Here is a 2,345-nt window from a genome sequence, read left to right as displayed (position 1 = left end):
AGGCCCGAGGACGTCGGGCTCCCGCCCGGCGCCCGCCGCCGCGCGCCCGGCCTGCGCCGCGAGGAGGTCGCCGCGCTCGCGGCGATGTCGACCGACTACTACACCCGACTCGAACAGCGGCGCGGCCCGCAGCCGAGCGTCCAGATGCTCGCCTCGCTCGCCCGCGCCCTGCGCCTGACCGACCAGGAGCGCGACTACCTGTTCCAGATGGCCGGCCACGGCGTCCCCACGCGCGTGTCTGAGGCGACCCACGTCGCCCCCGCGCTGCTGCGCGTCCTCGACCGGCTCACGGACACCCCGGCGCTGATCCTGTCGAACCTCGGCGAGACCCTCGTCCAGAACGACCTCGCGAAGGCCCTGTTCGGCGACTGGACCTCGTTCACCGGCCTCGACCGCTACGACGCCTACCGCTGGTTCACCCGCCCCAAGGAGCGCGACCGCTACCCCGCCGACGACCAGGACCGCCAGGGCCGCGCCGTCGTCGCCACGCTGCGCGCCGCCTACGGCTCGATGGGCGCGAAGTCGAAGGCCGGGGAACTGGTCCGCGCCCTGTCGAAGACCTCGCCGGAGTTCGTCGCGGTGTGGGAGGAGCACCAGGTCGCCAAGCGCTTCACCGACCACAAGACGATCGTCCACCCCGAGGTGGGCCCGATCGAGGTCGACTGCCAGACGCTGTGGACCGAGGACCAGTCGCAGCTGCTGCTCGTGCTCACCGCCGCGCCCCGAAGCGAGGCCGAGGAGAAGCTCAAGCTCATCGCAGTCCTGGGTCCGCTGACCCGTTCATAGGCACAAAAAAAGAAGGCCCAACCGGCCTTCCCCTCATAATTTAGCAGGGCGGCCCGACCGGCTTTCACCGGGGGCCGCCCTTTCTTCAATGCGAGGTCAGCGCCTCGGTCGGCGACAACCGCGCGGCCTTCACCGCCGGGTAGAGCCCCGCGACCGCGCCGATCGCGGCCGTCGCGACCACCCCGCCGCCGAGTACCCACGCCGGGATCGTCGGCGGCCAGCCCTGCCACGCCGCATAGGACGCGGTGATCAGCGACCCCAGCGCCACCCCGCCCGCGCCGCCCAGGAGCGAGAGCAGCAGCGACTCGGTGAGGAACTGCCCGCGCACGTCCGCCCGGGTCGCCCCCAGGGACCGGCGCAGGCCGATCTCGCCGCGCCGCTCCAGGACCGAGATGACCATCGTGTTCGCCACCCCGACCCCGCCCACGAGCAGCGCCACCGCGCCGATCCCCAAGAGCAGCCCCGTGAACGACGCCTCCGCCGCCTCGGCCGCGACCAGCGCGTCCGAGGGCCGCGAGACCTCGACCTCCTCGGGGTGCTCCGGGTTCGCCGTCGCCCCGAGCACGGCCTGCACGTCGGTCACCGCCGACTCGGCGGCCCGCGTGTAGACCTGCGTGGCGTGCAGGTCGAAGCCCAGGTACGCCTCGGCCGCGTCCCAGCCGACGAGCGCGGCGTTGTCGAGTTCGGGCGCCAGTTCCGCCGGCTCCAGCACCCCGACCACCGCGAACCACTGCCCGCCCAGCCAGATCTGTACGTCAGGGCCCGCGCCCACGCCCAGCGCCGCGGCCGCGTCCGCGCCGAGGACCGCGGCCGGGAAGTCCCCGGCGGCCCCGTCGATCCACTGCCCCTCGGCGAGCGAGGCGCCGACGACGTCGAGCAGGTCGGCGTCGGCGGCCTTGACCGCGATGCCGCCCGACTCGTTCTCGGGAATCTGATCGGTCCGGTACACCTTCGCGTCCGGGACGGTCCCGGTCGCCGCGGCCGACTCGACCGGCCCGATCCGCTCGATCATCGCGACCGCCTCCAGCGGCAGCTGCGACTCGCCGCCGAACAGCGACTGCCCCGGCGCCACCGTCAGCAGGTTCGTGCCCAGCTCATCGAGCTTGCGGTCGAGTTCGGCCGAACTCGACGAGGAGATCCCCACGACCGCCGTCATCGCCGCGATGCCGATCGCGATCCCGATGGCCGACAACGTCACCCGCAGCGGGCGGGCCCGCAGGCCGTGGGCGCCGACGCGCAGCAGGTCAGTCCAGCGCATCGCGCACCATCCGCCCGTCGCGCATCTCGATCCGCCGCGGCAGGCCCGCCGCGATGTCCCGGTCGTGCGTGATCACCACGATCGTGGTCCCTCCTTCGTGGAGCCCCCGCAGCAGGCCCATCACTGTTGCGCCCGAGGCCGAGTCGAGGTTCCCCGTCGGCTCGTCGGCGAGCAGCAGGCGCGGCCCGCCGACGATCGCCCGTGCGATGGCCACGCGCTGGCGCTCGCCGCCGGACAGCTGGTGCGGGCGGTGCCCGGTCCGGTGCCCGAGCCCGACCCGGTCGAGGGCGGCCGCGGCGGC

3 protein-coding genes are annotated in these 2,345 nt (G+C 73.9%); 1 reads left to right on the top strand and 2 read right to left on the bottom strand.

What is annotated here, in order from left to right; translation table 11 throughout:
- On the top strand, nucleotides 1-786 hold a 786-nt coding region (locus DI269_RS02590; protein ID WP_232822587.1), incomplete at its 5' end, for a helix-turn-helix transcriptional regulator.
- A gap of 85 nt (nucleotides 787-871) precedes the next feature.
- On the opposite strand, the gene DI269_RS02585 is transcribed toward DI269_RS02590, so the two are convergent.
- Nucleotides 872-2,044, bottom strand: coding sequence for an ABC transporter permease (locus DI269_RS02585; protein WP_112133577.1), 1,173 nt, complete (start codon nucleotides 2,042-2,044; stop codon nucleotides 872-874).
- Nucleotides 2,031-2,345: ABC transporter ATP-binding protein (locus DI269_RS02580; protein WP_115509830.1), on the bottom strand; the 315-nt coding region annotated here is incomplete at its 5' end. The genes DI269_RS02585 and DI269_RS02580, both read right to left, overlap by 14 nt.

Origin of the sequence: Glycomyces dulcitolivorans, from assembly GCF_003265355.1 — a bacterium.
Classification (GTDB): Bacteria; Actinomycetota; Actinomycetes; order Mycobacteriales; family Micromonosporaceae; genus Glycomyces; species Glycomyces dulcitolivorans.
The sequence above is the reverse complement of the archived record's forward strand: the minus strand, read 5'-3'. Positions and strand labels throughout refer to the sequence as shown.